This is a genomic window from Mesoterricola sp. MK458, assembly GCF_055384935.1.
In genome coordinates this window covers 874813-893923 of sequence record NZ_AP045075.1, presented here as the reverse complement: position 1 = coordinate 893923, position 19111 = coordinate 874813, and the positions used below count along the sequence as shown (strand labels likewise).

General features: G+C 68.4%; 13 protein-coding genes. 5 read left to right on the top strand and 8 right to left on the bottom strand.

Translation table 11 applies throughout. The features are described 5' to 3' along the window. Positions 1 to 41 precede the first annotated feature (41 nt). The 7 genes from ACZ5LB_RS03855 to ACZ5LB_RS03825 all read right to left on the bottom strand — a co-directional run bounded on the left by ACZ5LB_RS03855 (position 42) and on the right by ACZ5LB_RS03825 (position 7923). A complete protein-coding gene (locus tag ACZ5LB_RS03855) occupies positions 42 to 2405 on the bottom strand; it encodes a hybrid sensor histidine kinase/response regulator (RefSeq protein WP_464604803.1) in 2364 nt (787 codons plus the stop codon). An 84-nt stretch (positions 2406 to 2489) separates the two neighbouring features. Continuing rightward, the gene (locus ACZ5LB_RS03850) at positions 2490 to 3080 is read right to left on the bottom strand and encodes a hypothetical protein (protein ID WP_464604802.1); all 591 of its coding nucleotides are present in this window, start codon (positions 3078 to 3080) and stop codon (positions 2490 to 2492) included. Positions 3081 to 3194: 114 nt separating this feature from the next. After that, the gene (locus tag ACZ5LB_RS03845; RefSeq protein WP_464604801.1) at positions 3195 to 4226 is read right to left on the bottom strand and encodes a DUF2911 domain-containing protein; all 1032 of its coding nucleotides are present in this window, start codon (positions 4224 to 4226) and stop codon (positions 3195 to 3197) included. 85 nt (positions 4227 to 4311) lie between these two features. Continuing rightward, entirely contained in the window at positions 4312 to 5793 is a 1482-nt protein-coding gene (locus tag ACZ5LB_RS03840) for a diguanylate cyclase domain-containing protein (RefSeq protein ID WP_464604800.1), read from the bottom strand. Continuing rightward, positions 5790 to 6218 carry a hypothetical protein gene (locus ACZ5LB_RS03835; RefSeq protein WP_464604799.1) on the bottom strand — a complete coding sequence of 143 codons (429 nt, stop codon included), beginning with the start codon at positions 6216 to 6218 and terminating at the stop codon, positions 5790 to 5792. Before ACZ5LB_RS03835 ends, ACZ5LB_RS03840 begins: the two co-directional genes overlap by 4 nt. Further along, positions 6215 to 6649 (bottom strand): hypothetical protein, encoded by a 435-nt coding sequence (locus ACZ5LB_RS03830; RefSeq protein ID WP_464604798.1) that lies wholly within the window; start codon positions 6647 to 6649, stop codon positions 6215 to 6217. Before ACZ5LB_RS03830 ends, ACZ5LB_RS03835 begins: the two co-directional genes overlap by 4 nt. Then, complete coding sequence (locus ACZ5LB_RS03825) at positions 6646 to 7923, bottom strand: hypothetical protein (RefSeq protein WP_464604797.1); 1278 nt, start codon at positions 7921 to 7923, stop codon at positions 6646 to 6648. The genes ACZ5LB_RS03830 and ACZ5LB_RS03825 overlap by 4 nt, the downstream gene beginning before the upstream one ends. A gap of 117 nt (positions 7924 to 8040) precedes the next feature. Between ACZ5LB_RS03825 and ACZ5LB_RS03820 the strand changes: the two genes are divergently transcribed. Together ACZ5LB_RS03820 and ACZ5LB_RS03815 are read left to right on the top strand one after the other, a co-directional pair. Next, on the top strand, positions 8041 to 8688 hold the full coding sequence (locus tag ACZ5LB_RS03820; protein WP_464604796.1) for a purine nucleoside phosphorylase YfiH/LACC1 family protein: 648 nt from the start codon (positions 8041 to 8043) through the stop codon (positions 8686 to 8688). Positions 8689 to 8729: 41 nt separating this feature from the next. Next, complete coding sequence (locus ACZ5LB_RS03815; protein ID WP_464604795.1) at positions 8730 to 10370, top strand: MFS transporter; 1641 nt, start codon at positions 8730 to 8732, stop codon at positions 10368 to 10370. Positions 10371 to 10754: 384 nt separating this feature from the next. On the opposite strand, the gene ACZ5LB_RS03810 is transcribed toward ACZ5LB_RS03815, so the two are convergent. Next, a complete protein-coding gene (locus ACZ5LB_RS03810; protein ID WP_464604794.1) occupies positions 10755 to 11414 on the bottom strand; it encodes a class I SAM-dependent methyltransferase in 660 nt (219 codons plus the stop codon). A gap of 59 nt (positions 11415 to 11473) precedes the next feature. On the opposite strand from ACZ5LB_RS03810, the gene ACZ5LB_RS03805 reads away from it, so the two are divergent. The 3 genes from ACZ5LB_RS03805 to ACZ5LB_RS03795 all read left to right on the top strand — a co-directional run bounded on the left by ACZ5LB_RS03805 (position 11474) and on the right by ACZ5LB_RS03795 (position 18727). Then, positions 11474 to 12361, top strand: coding sequence for a DMT family transporter (locus ACZ5LB_RS03805; protein ID WP_464604793.1), 888 nt, complete (start codon positions 11474 to 11476; stop codon positions 12359 to 12361). A gap of 105 nt (positions 12362 to 12466) precedes the next feature. Continuing rightward, positions 12467 to 12772: a transposase gene (locus ACZ5LB_RS03800; protein ID WP_464604792.1), complete on the top strand. Its 306-nt coding sequence runs from the start codon at positions 12467 to 12469 to the stop codon at positions 12770 to 12772. A 567-nt stretch (positions 12773 to 13339) separates the two neighbouring features. Next, entirely contained in the window at positions 13340 to 18727 is a 5388-nt protein-coding gene (locus ACZ5LB_RS03795; protein ID WP_464604791.1) for an RHS repeat domain-containing protein, read from the top strand. The last annotated feature ends 384 nt before the right edge of the window (positions 18728 to 19111 follow it).

The following is a 19111-nucleotide window of genomic DNA, read 5'->3' as shown; positions in this document are numbered from 1 at the left end:
ACGGGGCCGGCAGGTCGCCGGATCCCGAAGTCCCGGGTCGCCTACCCCCTGCCCTCCAGCACCCGGTCCAGTTCCCGGGCCAGGTCCCGGATCCGGTAGGGCTTGGGCACGAAGCCGGCGAGGCCCTGGGCCAGCAGGTCCTCCGTGGCCTCCTTCCGGTCGAAGCCGCTGGTGAGGAGCACGGGAACCTCGGGGCGGACGCGGTGCATGGCCAGGAAGGCGGAGGCGCCGTCCATGCGGGGCATGCTGAGGTCCATGAACACCAGGGTCAGGTCCCGGGCCCGCTCGGTGAAGCGTTGCAGGGCCTCCACGCCGTCCCGGGCCGTGATCACCCGGTACCCCAACGATTCCAGGGCGGAGGCGGTGCTCTCCAGGATCATCGCCTCGTCGTCCACCAGCAGGATCGTGCCGGTCCGGTGGGGTTCCCGGCGGCCGGGTGCCGGCTCCTCGAGACCCTCCCCGGCGGCCAGGACGGGGAAGAACACCTGGAAGGTGGTGCCCCGCCCCACCTCCGTCGCGATGCGGATGCCGGCCTTGTGGCCCTTGAGGATGCCCAGCATGGCCGAGAGCCCCAGCCCGCGGCCGGTGACCTTGGTGGTGAAGAAGGGATCGAAGATCCGGGAGAGCACCTGGGGTTCCATGCCGCAGCCCGTGTCCGCCACGGACAGGACCAGGTAGTTGCCTGGCTCCATGGCCTGGCCGGGGAACCCCGCGGCGAGGCCGTCCCGGTCCAGGTCGGCGCCGGAGGTGGTGATGGAGATCCGCCCTTCCCGGTTGCCGATGGCCTCGGCGGCGTTGGTGATGAGGTTGAGCACCACCTGCTGGATCTGCGCGCCGTCGGCCATGAACAGGGGGAGGTGGGGTGCGGGCTGGAACTCCAGGCGGATCAGCTTGGGGAGGGAGGCCGCCAGGAGGCCCGTCATTTCCTGGATGATGCCGTTGAGGTCCCGGGGCTTGACGACGAAATGGCCCCTTCCGGAATAGGCCAGCATCTGCCGGCTCAACTCGGCGGCCCGCAGGACGGTGCTCTCCACTTTGTCCAGGTAAGGGCGGGCCGGGGCGTGCTCGCCCACCCGGTCCTGGGCCAGGTTCAGGTTGCCCATGATCGCCGTGAGGAGGTTGTTGAAGTCGTGGGCGATGCCCCCGGCCAGGACGCCCAGGCTCTCCAGCTTCTGGGCCTGGCGGATGGATTCCTCCACGCGCCTGCGCTCGGTGATGTCGCGGTGGTAGGCCAGGATGATGTTCCGGCCTCCGGAAAGGATCCCGCCCGCGGCCACCTCGAATTGGATGAGATGGCCATTGCGGTGCCGGTGCTCCACCTCGAAGATGGGTTCCTCGCCCGCCATGACCCGGCGTATGCGCTCGCCCAGGTGCCGGTAGGTCCCGGGGGTATCCAGGTCCTCCAGGCGCATGGCCAGGATCTCCTCCCGGGTGTAGCCGTGCATGCGCGCGAAGGCCGGGTTCACGTCGATCAGCTCCCCCTCGGGGGTGAGGGCCAGGATCCCGTCGGTGGCCATGTCGAACTGGGTCCGGTAGCGCTCCTCGGACTCCCGCAGGCGCTCCTCGGCCTCCCGGCGGCGGCCCTCCACCTCCAGGTGGTCCAGGGCGAAGGACACGTCGCCCGCGGCCTCGTCCAGGAGATTGAGTTCCTCCGGCCCGAAGAAATCCCGCACGGCGGCGTACACCACCAGGGCGCCCACCACCCGCCCGCCCTGGCGGATCGGGAAGGACGCCATGGACGCGAACCCGGCCGCCCGGGCCCGGTCGAACCAGGGCCGCAGGCGCTCCGATGCGAAGAAGTCGTTGATGACGCAGCAGCGGCCCTCCCGGATGCTTCCGCCCACGCCCCCCCGGCCCAGCTCGCTGTCGTCGCTGCGCACCTGGAGGCCGTCCAGCGCGCCCGTGGTGTCCCCGTGGATGCTGGCGATGCGCACCTCGTGGGTCTCGGGATCGTCCAGGCCGATCCAGGCCAGGGTGAACCGGCCGAACTCCACCATGACCTGGCAGATGCGGGCCAGGAGCGCTTCCCGGGTGGGGGACCAGACGATGGCCTGGTTCACCTGGCTCAGGGCGGCGTACAGGGTGGTCATGCGGTCCAGGTGCCGGGCCTGGGCCAGGGCGGCGGTAACGTCCTGGAAGGAAGCCAGGGTGCCGCCTCCCGGCAGGGGAACCTCAGTCCATTCCAGGCAGGGCGTGGCCCCGGGGTCCCGGGACGTGAGGTCAGGCAGCGTGAGCGCGTCCAGGGACGCCCGGTCCATCCCCAGGATCCGGGCCGCGGCGGGATTGGCCCCCACCAGCCGTCCCTGGGCATCCGCCAGGACGACCCCGAAGGGAAGCAGGTCCAGGAGTCCCGGCCAGGAGGAGGCCGGTCCCGCGGGTAGGCTCGGTTCCTCCAATGAGACCATGTCCGGTCGCCCTTTCGCTAAATCTGCCGATTCCCAGCATTCTCGCCGCCCGGCGGGGAGAGTCAACCCGGAAACGCGCCCGTTTCAGGGCCGTTCGGCCTGGTCGATGAGGTCCATGAGGCGGCGGAGGTCGCGTTTGGCGCCGGGCACCGAGCGGTTGGCCAGGTCGTCCTGGAGCATCCCCAGGCAGTCGTTGATGCGGCGCACCTCCGCGGAGTGGCGGCCGCCGGCGCTGTGGTCCAGGAAGGGCTGGAAGGCTTCGGTCAGGTTGGGGATCTGGTCCCAGGACCGGGCCTCCACCCGGCACCAGGCCAGCATGGTCGCCTGGTACGCGGTGAGCCGCGCCCGGGTGCGGGAGGGCCGCATGTGGCCGAGGACGGTCCCGGCCAGGCCCAGGGCGGTTTCGGCCATGTGCCGCGGCTTCAGCGCGGGCATGGTGTCCAGGCCCCGGTCGAGGGCCTGCGCCTCCAGTTCCGAGAGCCCCTGGCCGTGGTTCCGCCGGGCATTCTCCCAGGCCTTGCGGCTGGCGGCCACGAGGGCCGGCAATTCGGCCTCGCGGCCGTCGATGAAGGCTTCGGCGATGCCTTCCAGGGCCTCCACCAGCGAACCGTAGGACCTGGGCGCCACCACCGCGGGTTGCACGGTTGCAGGGGGGACCAAGGCCATCATCAGCATCAGGGATCCTTCGTACTCGGGTGCGGTCTGCCCCGCTCCCGGAAGCGTCAGGGAGGAACCCTCATGTTCCCTTAACCGGGCGGGTCCGCGCAAGCCGTACGTCCCCGCGGGGCTTCAATCCTTCAGTTTGGCCAGCTCCCCCCGGATGCGGGCGCGCTGGTCCTCCGCCTTCACCCGCTCCAGCGCCTTGCCGTAGTTGAGGACGGCTCCGGCCCGGTCGCCCTTGGCGGCCAGGGCCTCGGCGAGGCTGTCGTACGTGTTCCAGGAATCCGGATGGTCCTTGACGTTCCGGCGGAACAGCTCAAGGGCCTCGTCCGCCTTGCCCTGGCCCAGGAGGGCGTAGCCCAGGTTGTTCACCTCGGCCTCGGTGGCCAGGGCCAGGGCCCGGGCCCGAAGGGTCCCGGCGGCGGCGGCGTCGCCGCGCTTTTCCAGGATCAGGGCCTTGGTGCGGAGGCCCAGGAAGGTCTCCTTCATTTCCAGGGAGCGGTCCGCCCAGCCCAGGGCCTCCTCCAGGTTGACGTCGTGGGCGGCGCACCAGCTGGCCGCGCCGGCCCACCCCTCGGGGAAGAACCGCGGCAGACCCCGGAGCTGTTCCCGCAGGCTCGCGGCCACCACCCGGTTCGTGTCCACCTCGATGCGGATGGGCACCCGCAGCTTTTCCCAGCGAAGGGAGAGGGTCGCGCCGGCGTCGGAAACCTCGTCGAAGGTGTAGGCCAGGCGGTCCAGGTCCTCGGCGGCCACCGGCGTCACCGTGAAGCGGGCCGCGTCCTCCCGGGGGTCGTAGCTGTAGCTGCCCCAGGCCTGGCTCTGGGTGCTGAACATGACCGTCCAGGTCGAGGCGGTGGGCAGCATGTGGAGGCCGTAGCTGCCCGCGGGCAGCGCCACCCCGCCGGCCTTGACGGGGGTCGAGAAGGTGACGACGGTGTTCTCGTTGGCGCCCGCCCGCCACACCTGGCCGAAGGGCACCAGGCCCCCCCACACCTTGCGGCCATGCACGGAAGGCCGCGCGTAGACGACGCTGATCTCGGTGAGTCCGACGGTCTGGGCCACCTTCGCCCGGGGGCTGGCCTGGGGAAGGACGAGGGCGGGCGTCTGGGCGGCCAGGGCCGTGCCCGCGAGGACAAGGGCGAGGGGGAAAGATGGCATGGGAACCTCCGGAACAACACTAGGCGGCCGAACGACGCCAGCCACCGGGCTGGGGCGAAGCGTTGCATTCCAGGGGCCGGCCCCCCTACTCGCGGCCCGCGCCGCTCCGCAGGGCGGCTTCGGCGCGCGCCAGGAGGACGGTGGGACGGGGCGCCTCCCCGGGCCCGGGAAGCGCCAGGCCCGCGCGGGCGGTGAGCTGCGCCTGGCCTCCCGCCGCCAGGGGGATGGGGGCGTCCAGCGTGCCCACCAGGGACCGGCCGAGGCTCAGGCCGGCCTCCGCATCCTCCAGGCGGTCCAGGAGGACCAGGAAGGTGCCGTCCTCCAGGCGCGCCAGGGTGTCCCAGCGCCGGATCCCCGAGGCCAGCCGGCGCGCGGCCTCTTCCAGGACCTCCTCCCGGGCCGCCGGGACCCGGTCCAGGCCGTCCAGGGCCAGGAGCAGGAGGCCGGGGCCCGGCTCGCCCGACGCCAGGCGCGCCTCCAGGGCGTGCTCGGCGCCGAGGCGGTTGAGGGCGCCGGTCAGGGGGTCGGTCACGTCGAGCCCGGCGCCGGGGGCGTCCCGGTACGAGGTGACGTCCGTCAGGACGCCCTGGCACCAGCCGGGGCCAAGGCGGTCCAGCGAGAGATGCAGCCACCGGTGGCCGGGGCCCCGCGGGTCCGGCAGGCGAAGGGTCGCCTGCGCCGATCCCGAGGCGCGGCACCGGTCCAGGGCCTGGGCCACGGGGTCGGCCCCGGGCCCGAACAGCGCGGCCACCGGAACCCCGGGCAGGGGCTCCCGCCCCAGGAGGCCCGCGACGCCGGGCGTCCACGCTTCCAGTGCGCCGTCGCCCCGCACCACGATGAGGTTGGCCCCCGCCTCCCCGCGGGAGGCCGGGTCCCGGGGAAGGCCAGGACCAAGGGCCTGTTCCTTCCACAGGGCCTCCGTCATGCGCTCCAGCAGGGCGTTCACGTCATGCACCAGCAGGCCCAGCTCGTCCCGTTCGTGGCCCTTCGGGGTGGCCAGGCGGCCCCCGGCGCCGGCCTGCAGGGCGTGAAGCTCGCGGCTCAGGGAGGCGATGGGGGCGATGATCACCCGGTGCACCGACAGGGCCAGCCCCCCGGCCAGGATGGCCAGGATGCCCAGCGACCAGGTGCGGAACAGGCCCGCGGCGTGCGCGTTCTGCCGCCGGGTCTCGTCGGGGTCGGGGTAGAGCACCAGTTCGCCGATGATGGCGTCGGGGGCGAAGGGGCTCTGCAGGGGCCGGGAAAGGAAGGCGGCGCCGGGCCCAGGGTGGCCCGCCTCCGCGAGCACGCGGTCGCCGGCGCGAACCCGCGCGGCCCGCACCGCGGGCGTGCCGAGGAGGCCCCGCACCACCTGGTCGGCCAGGGTCCCGTCGTCGGCGAAGCACGCGGCGCTGGCCGAAGGCGCCACCACGTCCAGCAGGGACTCCAGGGCCTGCTTCTGCCGGGTCCCCTCCCAGCGCCGGGCCAGGGCCCCCCCGCCGTACCCCAGGGAGAGGAAGCCCAGCACCAGGGCGATCCCCGTCACCTGCAGGGTCATCCTCACCACGATGCTGTCCCGGAGCCTCACGGTTCCACCTTCCCCTCCAGCACCAGCACGGCCTTCACGCGGCGGTCCACCTGGCCCTGCTCCACGAAGCCGACGGCGCCCCGGTTGGCGCCCACCACGCGCAGGGTCTCCTCGGCGTTCCCGGCCTGCCGGGGAGGCTGGGCCTGGCCGGAGAAGTAGAGCCGCGCCCAGTAGGCCTGCACCTGCGTCAGGGTCAGCCCGGCCAGGAGCCCGTAGAACCTGGCCCGGAGGCCCTCGGGTTCCACCTGCTCCACGGGCAGGGCCACGAGCCCCGAAGGAAGGTGCCGGGTGCGGCCCATGAAGATGCCGGTGACTTCGGCGCGGGTCAGGCGCGTGACGCCGCTGGCGGGGTTCACGATCACCACCAGCGGTTCCTCCGCCCGCAGGGCCGCGGCCAGGGCCAGGGCCAGGAGGCGCCGGGTCACACCGGCCCCTTCGGGCTCAGCACGAGCACCACCCGCACGCGCCGGTCGAGCTTCGCCCTTTCCACGAAGCCGATGGCGCCGCGGTTGGCCGCGACGATCCCCAGGGTCTCCTCGGCGGAGCCGGCCTGCAGCGGAGGCTGCGCCTTGCCGGTGAAGTAGAGCCGCGCCCAGTAGGCCCTCACCTGGGCCACGGGCATGCGCACCAGCCTCGCGTAGAACTGCTCCCGCGTCGCCTCGGGAACCACCTGCTCCACGGGCAGGGCCATGAGCGCCGAGCGCAGGTACCGCTGGCGGCCCAGGAAGAGGTTGCGAGCCTCCTCGGGGCTGACGCTCACCACCCCGCTGTCGGTGTTGACGATCACGGCCAGGTCCCCCACCTGCCCCCAGAGCCCGCAGGTCGAGATGAGCAGGAGCGCGGCGCGGCGGATCATCGCCCACCCCCGAGGTGGAAGTCCAGGGTGACGCTGTACACCATCAGCCGCCCGTTCCAGGGCGGCGGTTCCCCCTGGGTGGGGACGTAGAGGTTGCCGGTGCCGCGGTCGGGGGAACGCAGGCTGTCCACCTGGAACTTCAGGTCGGCCCCGGGGGCGAAGTCCCAGCGCAGACCGGCGGTGAAGGTCCATTGATTGGCGGCCCGGGCGCGGGCGATGGTGTCCACGGCGTAGGCGAGGTACGCCGCCTGGGGGGCCAGGGGCCCCGTGACCGTGCGGAGCGCGCCCAGGTCGGGCACCCGGGGGGCGCCCACCTCCAGCCGTGCCGCCATGGCGTAGGGGACCAGGCTCCCCACGCGATAGCCCATGGAGACGTAGCCCTGCCAGGTGGCCGGGGATGAGAAGGCGTTGGAGATGACGCGGCCCACGTAGCCCTGGATCTCGTAGGGCCCCTCCGCCCACACCGCGTGGACGAAGGCGGTGGAGAGGGTGCGTCCCCGGCCGTCCAGGGCATCGGCGGCCTTGGCCGGGCGGGGATCCCCCAGCATGGCGCTGAAGCCGCGCAGGTACGTCTGGATGGTGGGGATCGGCTCGGGCACGTTGGATGTGAACTTCAAGGCCGCGGCCCCGACGCCGATGCGCCAGCCCCCGGTGTAGAGCACGAGCCGGGCGCCGCCGGTGGGGGAGCCCGAGACGTCCCAGGCGCCCACGTGGTCAATGGGCTGCTTCCCCTGCATGGAGCCGTACTGGGCCGAGACCTCCAGGGTCGCGCCCGGCCAGGCCTCGAAGGTCTTGGCGACCCAGATCCCGCGCACGGTGGTCAAGCCGCCGCCCATGACCTCCACGGGGGGACGGGCCCAGACGTAGGTGTGGCCCACTTCCATGTTGTCCCCGGCGGGCGTCTCGTTGAAGTTGAAGACCCCCGCCCTCACCTGCAGCCCGGGCGCGGGGCTCCAGGTGAGGGTGGCCCAGGGGATGCCGGGCTTGAAGGAGCCGTCGTAGCGCTCCCGGCTCAGCACCTGGACCGTGGCCAGGAGGTCCGGGCGCAGCTGGGCGCTGGCCTGGATTCCCAGGCGGCTGTCCAGCTCGCCCGAGACCTTCGTGAAGATCCCGTCGTACTGGTTCCCGTCCCGGCGGAAGCCCACCAGGTCCGAGTCCGTGCGCGCCAGCCCCAGGGTGCCGAAGGCGCTGATCTGGAGGTTGCGGGCGGGTTCCTGGGCCCCAAGGACCGTCACGGCCCAAGCCGCCAGGCCATATGCACCCGACACTCGCATGAATCTCCAATCCAAAAGGACTTGCCTGGATACGATATTGAGTCCAGCTGTCATAATCAAACCAAATTTTCGCATTTGGTCCGGTGCAGGTAATTTCATGAATCGAGGATCCGTTCCATGCTGCAGCCCACCGTCGCCCCCCCCTTCCCCCTGGCCTGGGGGTTCTCCACCCGCCTGGACGACCCGTCCACCCTGCCCCCCGTGCGGCTCCGGCAGGTTCACGGGTGCGGGGTGGTGGCCGCCTCCGGGGAGGTGCAGGCCGCGGACGGCATCTGGACCCGGGAACCCGGGTGCGCCGTGGGCGTGCGGGTGGCGGACTGCGTTCCGGTGGTACTGGCCGGCCTGACGCCCCGGGGCCCCTGGGTGGCCGCGCTCCATGCCGGCTGGCGGGGGGCGGTGGCGGGCATCCTGCGCAAGGGCGTGGCCGTCTTCCGGGACCAGGGGGGCCGGCCCGAAGACCTGGCCTGGGCCCTGGGCCCCGCCATCCTGAAGTGCCACTTCGAGGTGGGCGAGGAAGTGCTGGACGCCGCGTTCCGGGACCCCGCCTGGAACGACGCCCTGGCCACCCCGGGCCCCCGCGGCAAGCCCCACCTGGACCTCCACGGCTTCCTGCGGGCGCAGGCCCTGGACCTGGGCCTGGACGGGGCGAAGGACGGGTCCGTGGTCCGGTGCACGTACTGCGAGCCCGACCTCCTCTACTCCTACCGCCGCGGCGACCTTGAGGGCCGCCAGTGGGGATGGGTGCGCATCCTGCCGCAGGACTGACCCGCACCGGACCGGGCCCCCCGGCATGCTAGAATCGCCCGATGACGGAAGCGGCGCCCCTGCGGACACGGCTCCTGGACCCCCTGGCGTCCCGGATCTTCACCCTGGTCTGGATCGCCAACATGGCCTCCAACGTGGGCACCCAGATCCAGAGCGTGGGCGAGAAGTGGCAGATGGCCCAGCTCACCTCCTCGCCCCTGCTGGTGGCCCTCATCGAGACGGGGACGACCCTGCCGGTGCTGCTGCTGGGGCTCTCGGCCGGGGCCCTGGCGGACATCGTCGACCGCCGCAAGCTGCTCCTGGGCACCCAGGTCTTCATGCTGGGGTGCGCGGCGATCCTGTCGGGCCTGACCTTCCTGCACCAGATCACGCCCCCGGTGCTGCTGGTCATGTCCTTCCTCATCGGCATAGGGTCGGCGCTGAGCATGCCGGCCTTCCAGGCCATCGTGCCCGAACTGCTGAGCCGGGAGCACCTGGCCGGGGGCGTGGCCCTCAACAGCGCCGGGTTCAACATGAGCCGGGCCCTTGGGCCCGCCGTGGGCGGGCTCGTGGTGGGCCTCCTGGGCGCGGGGTGGGCCTTCGCCCTCAACGCGGTGAGCTTCCTGGCCGTGGTGGCGGTGCTGGCGTCCTGGGAGCGCCGGCCGCCCACCTCCAGCCTCCCCGGCGAGCGCTTCCTGGGGGCCCTGAAGGTGGGCTTCCGGTACGCCCGCCACAGCCGGCCCTTCCAGATCATCCTGCTGCGCGCCCTGGGCTACTCCTGGTTCGCGGGGGTGATCTTCTCCCTGCTGCCTTCGCTGGCCATCCTGCACCTCCACCTGGGTTCCGAGGCCTTCGGCGCCCTCATGGGCTGCGTGGGCGCCGGGGCCGTGGCCGGCGTCTTCTTCCTGGGGCCGCTGCGGGACCGGTTCGACACCAGCACGATTCTGGCGGGCTACACGGTGCTGGCGGCCCTGTGCCAGGGCGTCATGGCCTACGTCCCCCACACGCCCACCGTGGCCCTGTGCCTTTTCTTCTCGGGCATGAGCTGGCTGGGGATTCTTTCCACCATCAACACGGCCATCCAGCTTTCCGTGCCGCCCTGGGTGAAGGCCCGGGCCTTCGGCACCTACCACACCGTCTGGGGCGGGGCCATGGCCCTGGGCGCGGCCTTCTGGGGCGTGGTGGCCCAGCACGCCGGGATCCGCGCGGCCATGGGGTTTTCGGCGCTGGGCATGCTCGCGGCCCTGGTCCTGCTGCACCGGCTTCGCATCACGGCCTTCGACGCGGTGCTGGACCTGGGGCCCCACCACGACGCGCCCCACGCCCCCACCTCCATCCCCCCCGAGGCCGGCCCCATCCTGGTGCAGATGGAGTACCACGTCCTCCCGGAACGCAGGGCCGCGTTCCTGGCCGCCATGGAGGCCGTGCGGAGCCTCCGCCTGCGGGACGGCGCCCTGCGCTGGGCCCTCTTCGAGGAGCCGGACCGGGCCGGGACGCCCCGGTTCCAGGAGACCTACCTGAGTTCCACCATGGGCGAGCACCTCCGCCAGCACCACCGCGCCACCGCCCAGGACCGCGCCGTGCTGGCCGCGGCCTACGAGCACGCCGAGGGGGGCCGGCCCGAGACCCGGCACCTGGTGATCGTGGAGGACCACGACTCGAGTCTCCTGCAGCGGATCTGGCAGGGGTGGGCGGGGGAATGAATGGGGGCTGGTCCTGAAATCTGAATTTGGATGGCGAATACCCGAACGGCTCGGCGCATGACGGATCCCGGAATGACTTGACGTCGGCGCACGGAACCGATGCGGCTCGAAAACGAAGAAAAAGACCAAACGCTGGGGCGCAGAGGGCTCGCTGGGGCGCTGGGAAAAGAAGAAGGTGGGCGCCCGATGGAACACAAGGGAGAATACCCAGCGCCCCAGCGAAATCTCTGCGCCCCAGCGTTTATGCTTTTCGTTGGTTGTTCCGATCCGCCCCGGACAATCCGTTCAGAGCGTCAACATATTGGAAACCGCTCCGGATTCACGACCTTTAAGAAATGGGTGTAATTAAAGTTTTTATTTAATTTACTTTAAAAAATTGACCCGCTATCTCTTTCTCGCGAGGGTCAGCCCGTCGCCGATGGGCACCATGGACAGGTCCACGCGCGTGTCGCCCAGGAGCCGGGCGTTGAGGCGCTGGATGGCCGAGGTGTCGGGGTCCGTGGCGGGGTGGGCGACGCGGCCGCTCCAGAGGACGTTGTCGATGGCGATGAGGCCCCCCGGGCGCAGCAGGGCGAGGCAGGATTCGTAGTAGGCCTCGTAGACGGTCTTGTCGGCGTCGATGAAGGCGAAGTCGTAGGTGCCGCCCTGCCCCGCCGCGAGGCGGGCATCCAGGGTTTCCAGGGCCGGACCCAGGGCCAGTTCGATGATCCCGGCCACCCCGGCCCGCTCCCAGTGGGGCTGGCCCACCGCGACGTACTCGGCGCTCACGTCGCAGGCCAGGAGATGGCCGTAGGGCGGCAGGGCCAGGGCCACGGAAAGGGCGCTGTAGCCCGTGAACACCCCGATCTCCAGGGCCCGCCTCGCCCCCAGGAGCCTGACCAGGAACTGCATGAACTGGGCCTGCTCGGGCGCGATCTGCATGTGGGCCCCGGGCAGCCCGCGGGTGGCCTGGCGCAGGGCGGCCTGCTCCGGGTGTTCCCGCAGGGAGGCGGCGAGCAGGTAGTGGTAGGTGGCGTCGTCGAGGGGCAGGGTGCGGTTGCTCATGGGGGCCTCGGGGACGGAGAGGATACCAACGGCGGCCCGGCTTTTGGTAGTCTGGAGCCATGGAACCAAACGTCGACCGCGTGCCGGAGCGGAGCAAAGGTCTGGCTTATCTGGTCGCGGCCTCGTTGTTGTGGAGCTCCAGCGGGATCTTCATCAAGGTCCTGACCCTCTCCGCCTTCCACATCGCCTGCTACCGGTCCCTGGTGTCGGCCCTGGCCATCATGGCCATCCTGGCCCTGCGCGGGCGGCCGTGGTCCCTGCCCCGGGACCCCCTCAGCCTGGCGGGTTCCTGCATCTACGCCCTGGTGCTGGTGCTCTTCGTGGTGGCCACCAAGCTCACCACCGCGGCCAACGCCATCTTCCTCCAGTACGCCGCGCCCATCTACCTGCTGTTCCTGGAGCCCTGGATCTTCCGCCGGCCCTTCGCGCGCAGGGACTTCTGGGCCGTGGCGGCCTGCCTCGGAGGCATGGCCCTCTTCTTCGCGGGCCACCTGGAGAAGGGGGGCCTGGCCGGGAACGTGCTGGCCCTGGTCTCCGGGTTCCTCCTGGCCCTGTTCTCCCTGCTGCTCAAGTGGAAGCGCGAGACCCGGCCGGGCCACGACCCCATCGGCATGGTGGTGCTGGGCAACCTGGTGGTGGCCCTCATCTGCCTGCCCAAGGTCCTGCCCTCCCCCCAGGTGACCCTGAACCAGGGCCTCATCCTGCTCTACCTGGGCATCTTCCAGCTGGGCATCGCCTACATGTTCTTCACGGCGGGCATGCGCTACCTGTCGGCCACCGCCGCGCTCATCACCTGCATGCTGGAGGCGGTGTTCAACCCGGTGTGGGTGTTCATCGGGGTGGGAGAGCGGCCCTCGCCCCACGCACTTCTCGGGGGCACCGTGATCCTCTCGGTGATCCTCTGGTACAACCTCCGCAAGGCCCCCGTGCCCGAACCGGTGGATTGACGCCGGAGCCTGTCCAGGCAAGTTGGTCCGGGTCCCGACATTCCGCCTCACCTGCTCCCGTCCGTCGCATGGAAAGGGGCTTGGGACGGGTGGTCGAAGGCCGTCATGTTCCCGTCATCGAGGCCGTTCGATACGAAAAGCTTACCGCCGAGGCGCCGAAGACGCCGGGGATCGCCGATAAAAAGAGGATTTTTTCTCGACGAACCCCGGCGCCTCGGCGCCTTGTATGTTTCCAGGGTGGGCCGCCAGATCACATTATTCAGGACCATCAAGGGGGTCGGCATCGTCACCGGGACCGTGATTCTGGCCGAAATGGGTGACCTGCGACGGTTCGGGAGCAGTCGAAAGCTCGCCGCGTTCGCCGGGGTCATCCTCCCCGACGAAGGTTCGCTTGGTGCAATGAACGCCTAGGATCCATGAACAGTTACTAGGTTTTACCGTTCATCCCCCGTTTTCGACCGTTCAGGGGAAGATGACCGGTTCCGGCCGCCCCGGCGTTATGTTCCTTCATAGCGTCCAGGCGGGCGTGCTCGCCCGGACGCAGAACCTGCCCCCCTCCCAGGATCGCGCGCTGATGCAACAGATCACCCAGCCGAGAATTCCGGTCGTCCTGAGCGAAATGGAACTCCATTGGCTCATCACGTGGCACGACCTGAACATCCACGAACCGTCCGCGACGAGCGCGAGCGCCGGCAGGGATTGGAGCCTCGGCCGAAGGGAGGACCTGCTCAGTGCCTGGGACCGGACGCCGGAACGCCGAGGGGGTCTACCGGCGCCTATTGGACGATTCGGACTTACCCGTATTCATCCGTGAAATGCTCTGGTTCTGTTGAACTGGGATAGTAATATGTAGTTATGCAGCGAACAACCGCTCTTTATTTACCTGCTTGGCCCAACGCAATCTAGCACCCTGTCCGGCATCGATTCGCACCCCGCTCACGCGCGGGTGCCTCCGGCGCCCACCCCCCTGGAGCCCCCATGTCCCTCTGGCATGCGACCTTTCGATTCCTGGCTTCGTGCGTCCTTCTCGCGGGCCTCCATCCGCCCCTGAGTGCCCAGGCCTTCCAGTCCAGCTTCAGCGAGGTGAAATTCGACCGCGCCAAGGCTCCGGTGAATTATTTCTCCGCCGTGCAGGTGGATGTGGCATCCGGGGCGGCCAGCCTCGACCTGCCATGCGGCCCCGGCATCGGCGAGCGGGGCCTGCGGTTCCGTCCCACCCTCAGCCTTCGCATGGCCCCGCAACTGGGAGTGAGCTCGGTGAGGGAGACCCATCTGGGCTACGTCAGCGCGGCCGGCATCGAGCACTTCGTCACCGCCGACGTCGACACCCTCCACCAGCGAGGTTACGGTTCCTCCACGTTCAATGCCGGCACCTTCGACCTGGCCCTGTGCGGCGCCACGGGCCAGTTGAGCACCTACGCCCTGCCCGGGGGCGGTGGTGGCACCGTATTGGGCCAGGTGCCCGCGGCCATGACCCCAACGGCGGTCCAGGCCCTTCTGCTCCGGTTCGGTCTCGCCGATCCCATCGCCGCCCTGCCGGGTTACGGGACCACCCCCACTGCCCCCTTCATCGCCATGGGCAGCACGAGTCACCTGGTGGTGGGCCTGGGCACCGAGGAGGTCAGGGACTGGCCCTACTTCGAGAACATCGGCATGAACAGCGTGGCCACGTACCACTGGCCGCGGCGCCTCGTGGTGGTGCAGGGCGAGGTGGCCATCGAATACACCTACGTCAGCCACCGCTACACCGTCCAGAATCGTTTCGATCTGACCTATGGCAACCGTTCGGCCCTGAACGGCGCCCACTTCGTGGCGACGCGAATGCTGAACCGCTTCGGCGAGAGCATCGTCTTCAACTACGACGGCAACGGCCTTGGCTACCAAGCCACCTGGCGCAAGGGGCCCATGGACGGGGACGTCATCGCCACCATCCGGGTCGCCGTCCAGGCCCAGGAACCGGCGCCAACGATGCCCAGCCTGACCCAAGGCTTGCTGAACGTGGGTCCGGTGACGCCGGTGCTGGTGACTTACGAGGGAATCAACGCGCCGGTGCCCCAATATCGGCTGGTCCTGGCTAACGTCGGGGCCCTGAACGGCCTTCCCCTGACCACCACGGGCCAGCCCGGCACCAGCCCGGGTCCCAACGGCCTGCGGGAACAGGACGAATTCTGGGGCGAAGCCTCCCAGGTCATTCAGCCGGTCAGCATGACCCAGCAGTTCCTCGACAACCCCGACCTCAACGAGACGGTGTCATTCGACTACGGTCCCGGCCCGGCCTCCACATGGGACGCCATCACCATCGCCCCCACCGTGCTGCGCGCGGTTACCTTCCCAACCCGCAAGATCAGCCTGGAGTGGGAGGCCTACCGCTACAAGGCCAACTACAGCCCCGACTCCGCCGTGTTCACCAGCGGGCCGCGCCTGCGCCCGGACATCGCCTACGGGGTGCACTCCGTGGGCGACTCGGATCTCCTGGCAGGCGCCGGCCGCGCCACCTTCTACACCCGGGTGGTTCCAGTCATGAACTGGGCCACCAGTGTGCCTCTGCCGGGCGACAACCTGGACGAGTTCTGGGTGGACCCGACCTTCTACACCGCCGTCACGGGGCCGGACGGCCTGACCGTTCTGCACAGGTTCCAGGAGCCCGGACCCGCGAACCAGACCGCAGGGGGATCAGCACCCATGTCCTTGGGTTACCTCAAGCATTTGGAACAGGAGGTGCGCTACTTCGCATCCGGGGTGGATTGGCGTGACGACCTGGCCATTTCCGGCTCCGGTGGAAATGCCTACCGTGTGGTGGTGGCCGACCACTATGACGCCCGCAGCGTCGCCAGCCCCGCGGGTTTCGGGAGCCTCAACCCGGCACCCTACGCCACCCGCACCCGCACCTGGGACCGGGACAGCCAGACCCTGTCGGGTACCGAAATCGAGGGCTGGAGCGATGCGCAACTAGGCTGGACCCAGGAGCGGCGGGTCACGGACCTCAATTACAACCCAGATCTGACCTTCGCGTTCAGCAAGGGCTCGGACGGTCCGCTCACCGATGCCGCCGGCACCACGGATGTGATCACGCGGAGCCTCGACAACCTGGTCACCGAATGGCTGTTTGGACGGGTCATCCAGGAAAGCACCACCCGCCAGGACCACACCGGCCATGGCAGCGCAACAGGGGCACCACCCCCCGTGAGCCGGATCCTGGACCCGGTGTACAACACCGTCACCTCCATCACCACCGGTGGGTCGGACCTGGCGGTCACCACCCTCCTGCCCCACGGGAGCTCCGGGGTTGCCGCGGCCCAGGTGGAAAGCGCCACCCTCGTCAGTCCCGGCCTCGCCCACAGCGGTCTGGCCGGGGTCCAGGCCTTCAGCTATGACGCCAACGGCTTCCTGGCGGGCATCACCTTGCAGACCGGAACCACGACGCTGCCCACCAGCCAGACGCAGGACGCCCTGGGCCGGGTCCTGAGCCAGACCGATGCCGACGGGCGCACCACCACCTTTGGGCGAGATGCGGCCGGCCGCCTCACTTCCATCCAACCTCCGGGTGGGGACCTGGCCACGACCATCACCTACAGCTCGAACCACCGCCAGGTGACCGTGACGCAGGGTGCCCGCACCAGCGAATACATCTTCAACGCCTTTGGGGAACAGGTTCTGGAGCGCCGAAAGGACCCCGACGGGGCCTGGTCGCACCGGATCTTCGGATACAACGGCGCCGGGAACCTTTACGGCACCACCCTTTGGCTGCCCGGGGCCGGCGCCGACCGCGATACCTGGTGGGCCAAACAGAACCTGTTCAATGACGTGGTGGTGACCACCCCCGGCGGCGTCGCCTGCAAGAAGTGGGGCCCGCTCAACCCCGACACCGGCGAGCGGGACTGTCTGCAGTGGCAAACCGTGGCGCCCACAACCACCACCTTCCCGGCCCTGGCCTCCGGGGGGACCCGGCTCTCCTACGACAGCCGCAGCCGGGTGATCCGCGCCCAGGATGCCGCCGGGGTGGTCACCGCCACCGCATACCCGGTCCACGCCGGCTTCCTGAAGGTGGTCACCGTGGCAAGCCAGCAGGCCACCTCCTTCCTGAACGACAGCGCAGGCAGGCTGATGGAGGTCACGGACGCCCTGGGCCAGGTGACGCGCTACCACTACGACGCCTCCAACCGCCTTACGGAGGTTCGCCAGTACTATTCCGCCTCCGGCTACCAGGGCCGCACCTGGACGTACAACAGCCTGGGCTGGCTCACCAGCCTGGTCCAGCCCGAAAGCGGACTGACCCTCTACGAGGACTTCACCGTCCAGGGCGCCCCTGGCTCCGTCAACTACAACGGCCGGGTGGTGCGTACCACCCGGGACCGGTTGGGCCGGCCCCTGAGGGTGGACTCCGCCACCGCCGACGCCCGGGCCGTGCACCAGTCCTTCACCTACGATCCGGCCAACGGCAAGGGCCAGATGGCCGAGAGCACCGACGGGGTGGTCAGCGCCAACTACGGCTATGCCGACACCACCGGGCGCCTTTCCCGCCTCACCACCACCGCCGTGGGCCAGACCTTCGTTCAGTCGTTCACCTATGATGGCTACGGCCAGCGCACCGGCGGCAACAACAGCCATGCAGCCTGGGCCCAGACCTACCACGATGCCGCCGGCCTGCCCCAGACGCTGACCCACGGCGGGGTTCAGGTGGCCACCACCGGGGCCTGGTCCACCGGCTTCAACCCGGTGACCTGGCTGCCCCAAGCCATCAGCTACGCCAATGGGGCCTCCAGCGCTTTCGAATACGGAACAGACCAGCAGCGGCTGGGCCGGATCACCCACAGGTCGGGCAGCAACGCGGTGGAGGACTGGTCCTATGGCTATGATGCCCTGGGCCGCGTCAACCAGGTGGACGACCGTCTCAAGCCGGGCTGGTTCGACGCCTTCGGCTACGACGACTTGAACCGCCTGATCTCGGCCCTGACCCAGAGCCAGGGATTCGGCGAGCAGTTGCAGACGTTCGCCTACGACACCTTCGGCAACCGCGTGAAGGTCACCTCCGAGCGGGTCACGGGCTGGACCGGTGCGCGAAACAGCAGCACCGCAGCCGTGGTCCCCACCACGGTGGACGCCGCGGCCACCTTCACCCTGGACCCCCTGGACCCCGCGCTTCTCCTGCGCAACCAACTGCCGGCCAATGCCACCAACGGCGCCGCCACCGGCAAGATCTACGACGACCAGGGGAACCTGACGCAGGTGTATGCCGAGCCGGGTGACGTGACCAACGTCCTGCTCATGGCCTACGACGACCTGGGGCGGGTGATCCAAGTCCAGCATCTGGGCAAGGGAACCCGGGAAGACTACGGCTACAGGGCCGACGGCCTGCGGACGGTGATCGACGCGTACCAGAGTGGCACCTACCAGAAGACCCGGTTCCAGGTCTACAATGACCTGCGACAATTGGTGGCCCAGTACGAGAAGGCCGGGGCCGGATCCTTGACATGGAAGAAGGACATCGCCTACCTGGGGACCCAGGTGGCCGGCGAGATCGACGCCAGCGGCATCACCGTGACCCAGGTGGACCACCTGGGCACCCCCAGGGTGCTGGTGCGTCCCGGAGGCCAGGTGGTCCGACAGAAGTACCTGCCCTTCGGGGAAAGCCTGGACCCGGCCGTGCCACAGCCTGCCAAAGGCTTTACGAATCACGAGCAGACGGATGTGTCGGGGCTCATATACATGCAGGCGCGCTTCTATCTGCCTATGTATGGGCGGTTTGCCAGCCCGGACCCGGCACGGGATCAGCACTTTGAAGAGACGCAATCCTGGAACATCTTCTCCTACGTGCAGAACAATCCGGTAATGATGACTGACCCAAGTGGGATGTTTGGATTGCCGAATTGGTTGGTTAAACTCCTTCCTCCATCGCTTCGACCAGGGGTGCAGACAGCTAGAATGTTGGACACGGGGGTTAAGTCTCTTGATCAACAAAAGAAGGAAAATTCAGAATCAGTTAAACGTGCTTCAATGAGTGATGATAGTTTTGATGAAGAGTCTGTTACGCAATTTAGGCGCATTGAGACCAGGACAAAAAACACCGCATTAAAAATGCTTTCAGAGGCTGGAGACGTTGTTGATGAAACCATCAATTTAAATGTCAAGATTAAAAAGGATGAAGCAAAAGATGCATCCGACATGGCAAAGCCGGGGACTGCATTTGATGCAAAAACTAGTGACGCAAAAGGCGACGGTCTCGTGAGGTCCTCCAAGGAACAAAAAGCTGGCGAAGCTCCTGGAGAGGTGAAGCCATCGGACGCCCAGAAGGCCAAAGACAAGAAAGACACAATACAATCACTCAAAGAAATGTGGGAAGCGGCCAAAAGGAAAATACTGAAATGATGCATTGCACAAGGTGATGTCATGCTCGAAAATAAAACGATCCGCATCGTATTTCCATCTGATAAATCGGCATTATCCAAGTCAACAATACTGACTTGTATGTACTTGTGGCGACAAGTGTCACTGTTTTTTATTTTAGTGATATCAATTGGTTGGGGCGTTAGCTTTTTGTATTCAGTTTGGTTTGAGTATACAAATATCAATATTGGTGTTCGAGTTTTAGCGGTTATTTCAATACTTATTGCTTACATCGTCTCGACTTTTATTGCGACGTTCGATATTTTAAGAAAATATTCTCATGCCGATGATTGACTTCCATAATCTACTTCGCCTTGATTCTGTTTTTGTTATTGCGGTTTTAGTTCTTATTGTTTTGTATTCAGC